At 61.3% G+C, this 3733-nt stretch carries 3 protein-coding genes; all 3 read left to right on the top strand.

All coding sequences use genetic code 11. From position 1 onward, the window contains the following. Positions 1-217: 217 nt before the first annotated feature. The 3 genes from VGL70_02320 to VGL70_02310 all read left to right on the top strand — a co-directional run bounded on the left by VGL70_02320 (position 218) and on the right by VGL70_02310 (position 3675). Positions 218-1210: a cupin domain-containing protein gene (locus VGL70_02320; protein HEY3302352.1), complete on the top strand. Its 993-nt coding sequence runs from the start codon at positions 218-220 to the stop codon at positions 1208-1210. 155 nt (positions 1211-1365) lie between these two features. After that, complete coding sequence (locus VGL70_02315; GenBank protein HEY3302351.1) at positions 1366-2337, top strand: dihydrodipicolinate synthase family protein; 972 nt, start codon at positions 1366-1368, stop codon at positions 2335-2337. 141 nt (positions 2338-2478) lie between these two features. Continuing rightward, positions 2479-3675, top strand: a complete 1197-nt coding sequence (locus VGL70_02310; protein ID HEY3302350.1) for an amidohydrolase family protein — start codon at positions 2479-2481, stop codon at positions 3673-3675. Positions 3676-3733 lie beyond the last annotated feature (58 nt).

Raw genomic sequence — 3733 nt, 5'->3', positions numbered from 1 at the left:
CCGCTCGGACTTTACCGGGAAGAAGTGGAAGGCGAGAAGGTGAGGCGGGAGCGGAAATACTGGTTCGGAGAATAGGAAGCAACGCGAGGCTCTCGCGGCGCGAGTTTCGGGCCGCAGCCGATAGGTCGTGCCATGAGTCGAACCTCTCTAGTCGGACGTCTGCGACCCTCTTCCTCGCGTCCCTCGGCCTCGCAGGTGAGGGCATGAGTATAAGGTAATGGCGACAGGCGAAACACAACAGCATCTCTCAGGCTTGCACGCGGAATTCGCGCGCTACGGCTTGCGCGGCCTCTGGCAGAGGGGCGGAGAAAAACCGGCCGAAGCGAAAGCGACAATCTGGCGCTGGACGCAGATGTTGCCGATTCTGGAAGAGTGTCTCAGGCTCGTCCGCCTGCCCGAAGACATCGACCAGCGGGTTATCGGTCTCACAGGTTCCGGCAGCGCGCTGTCGCTCGCGTATCAACTCATGAACCCGGGAGAGAGCGTGGCGTCGCACCGACACACTCCGGCACAGATGCGCTTCATCGTTGAAGGCAAAGGCGCCACGACCACCTCCGACGGCGAGCAGATGGTGATGGAGCCCGGCGATCTCCTCGTCCAGCCGAACTGGAGCTGGCACGGCACGGAGAATTTGAGCGAGGGTCCGTCGATCTGGCTCGACCTGCAGGATAGAAACCTGGTCAATTATCTGGGCGCGTTCCGACGCGAGCTGTGGCCCGACAACGCGGTCCAGCCGGCAACCAAGCCCGCGGATTATCACCGGCGCGCTTTCGGCGCCTTGCAGTCGACGGCGCTGATCGATCAGTTGCCGGCGTACAGGTATAGATGGAGCGATACGCTCGAAGCGCTCGAACAGCTCTGTGAGGGATGCGAGCCGGACTGTGAAGCGATCTTCGAGTTTAAAAATCCGGCGACCGGCGGCCACACGCTGCCGACGATGAGCGTCGAGATCCAGGTGCTTCGTCCCGGCGAGGTGACGCGCTCGCACCGCCGCACCGGCATGGCGATGGTTCACGTCATCGAAGGAGAAGGCGCGAGTCAGGTGGGGGCGGAAGAGCTTACGTGGAGCAAGCGGGACTGCTTCGTCATTCCACCGCTTCAATGGCACGCGCACAGAAACGTTTCATCCAAAGAGAGGGCGCTGCTCCTTTGCGTCAACGATCGCCCGATCCTGGAGGCGCTGGGGCTGTATCACGAGGAGAGCGAATAGCAGATAAGATCTGGCGCTGACAGTGAGAGCTGCCACCCGCTCTCTGAGCCCGCGCAATAGAGGGGTGGTTATTCCAACCGCCGGTGTCGGAGGCCGCGGCCCGAATACTCGCGCCGTGAGGACTCGCAGTGGGGGAGAAAACGAAAGGAGACTTTATGCTGACTCCAAAAGACATGCATGGTGTGATGGCGATGATGCCCGCGTTCGCGACGGCGGACGCCGCCGACATACGCGCGACGGCGACGATCAATGTCGATGAGCTGCGAACGAAAGTGGACCGCATCATCCGCGACGGCGTCGACGTTATCGCGACCACCGGAACTTTCGGCGAGTGCTACAACCTTTTGTTCGACGAGTTCGTCACGCTGACCCGCGCGACGGTGGAAGCGGTGAAGAAGCGCGTGCCGCTTCTGATCGGCTGCACCAGCCCGAATCCGCGCGAGGTTGTGCAAAAGATGAAGGTCGTGAAAGACGCCGGCGCCGAAGGCGTTCTCCTCGGCGTGCCTTACTACGAGCCGTCGTCGGTTCCGAACGCGATACAGTTCTATCGCGACATCGCCGAGCTTTTCCCGGAGCTCGCGATCGTGATCTACCACAATCCTGAGAACCACAAGTTCACGATTCCGGTGCCCGCCTTCAATAAGCTTGTCGAAAACAAGAACATCATCGGCATGAAAGACAGCCATCGCGACACGCGCGCCTTTGTGCAGCTACAAAAGATCATCAAGGGCAAGATCAGCGTCTTCGTCAACCAGGCGCAGCTCTTTCCCTTTGCCAAGATGGGCGCGGCCGGATGCTGGTCGATCGACGCCTGGATGGGGCCGTGGCCCGTGCTCCATCTGAGAAACCTCATCGCGAGGGGCGAAGACGAGCAGGCGCTCAAGATGGTCGGCGAGTTGATGGGCAGCGGAGGCGGTGGCCGGCCGGACGCGAGCGAGGGCGGCGCCGGCAAAACGGCGCACGAGCGCGCCGGCTACTACAAACCGGGGCCTGCACGTCCGCCGTTTCTGAATTTTTCGGACGCTTCCGTGGAGCGCGCGATCAAGCGCGCGGAATACTGGAAAGGTCTTTGCGCCAAGTACCGGCCGCTGGTGGAGGCGGAGGCAAAGCGCTCAGATGCGGCCTAGCGCACAATATTCTTTGCGGCCTTGGCGTATTGGCGCGATGAAAAATCTGATTCGAATAAGAGGAATCTCGTGCAAAGGCGCAAAGGACGCCAAGGGGAATGGATCACCAACACTTGGTAATCGGAGGTGGGAGGATCAAAGATGCGCGAAGTGAAGATGATTTCCGGCGATTCTCATCTCGATATTCCGCCCGAGCGCTGGACCGATCGCGTGCCGGCGCGCTGGAGCGAGCGCGCGCCGCGCCGGATCAAGATGGCGAGCGGCGACGACGCCTTCGTCGTCGAGAACCGCCGTCCGCACTCGCCGGGGCTCCAGATCACCGGCGTTTCCTACGATCAGCACGATCTCCACGGCATCAGCTACGACGGTCCGGGCACGGGATCGCCCGAGCAGCGGCTCGGCGAGCAGGACATGGACGGCGTGGACGCGGAGATCCTCTTCACGCATCCGGTCTACATGAACTCGTGGCGCGGCATCACCGACGACGAGCCGTACAAGGCGATGATCCACGCCTACAACGGCTGGCTCGCGGAAGAATATTGTTCCTACGCTCCGGATCGGCTCATCGCCATGGGTTTGATTCCCGACACGGGCGTCGATGACGCGGTCGCGGAGATGGAGTACTGCGCGGGCGTCGGATTGAAAGGCATCTGTGTCTACAAATTTCCCAGCGGCAAAACTTTTCCCACACCGGAGGACGACCGCTTCTGGGAAGCTGCGCTGAGTCTCAAAATGCCGGTGACCGCGCATACGAACGGCGGCACGACGAGATTCGGCAAGGAAGGTCCGGTCTTCCGTTACAACAAAGGACCGGCGCGGCAGGTCCCCGGGCGCGACCCGGTGAGTTTGATGATCCGGTTTGCCAGCGACAACGCGCTGGCGCCGATGCAGCTTGCGTTCGCCGGCGTCTTCCACCGCTTTCCCAAACTGCGCATCTACTGGGCCGAGACGCAGATCGGCTGGATCCCTTATTGTCTCTCGCAGATCGACGACACCTACGAGCGCAACCGCCACTGGGCTTACCGGCAATGGGGCCTCGAACCGCTCCAAAGAAAGCCGAGCGAGTATCTCCGGGAATATAATCTCTGGGGTTTCATGAAAGATCCGCACGGAGTTAGATTGCGCCACGACATCGGCGTGAAGTCGCTCCTCTGGGGCAGCGACTTCGCGCACGCGACCGGCGACTGGCCGCACTCGCGCAAGGTGATCGACGAGACTTTCGCCGGCGTTCCCGACGACGAACGCTATGCCATGCTGGCCGGCAATGCCGTCGAGTTCTTTCATCTGAAGGATACAGTGCCTGAAATTCAGGAGCTGAAACTCGTGCGGAGGGCTTAAGCGATGTCGTTCCGAATCTCCGGGCAAAGAATTTCGGAGAGATCCTTCACTCCGTTCA

It is taken from the genome of Candidatus Binatia bacterium (genome assembly GCA_036504975.1).
Classification (GTDB): domain Bacteria; phylum Desulfobacterota; class Binatia; order UBA9968; family UBA9968; genus JAJPJQ01.
Note: the sequence above shows the minus strand (reverse complement) of the source record. Positions and strands in the feature narration are given on the sequence as shown.

Bases quoted from the DNA above. Each gene is read 5' to 3' on its own strand.
- VGL70_02310 (HEY3302350.1), top strand. From the start codon at position 2,479: ATGCGCGAAGTGAAGATGATTTCCGGCGATTCTCATCTCGATATTCCG.
- VGL70_02320 (HEY3302352.1), top strand. From the start codon at position 218: ATGGCGACAGGCGAAACACAACAGCATCTCTCAGGCTTGCACGCGGAA.
- VGL70_02315 (HEY3302351.1), top strand. From the start codon at position 1,366: ATGCTGACTCCAAAAGACATGCATGGTGTGATGGCGATGATGCCCGCG.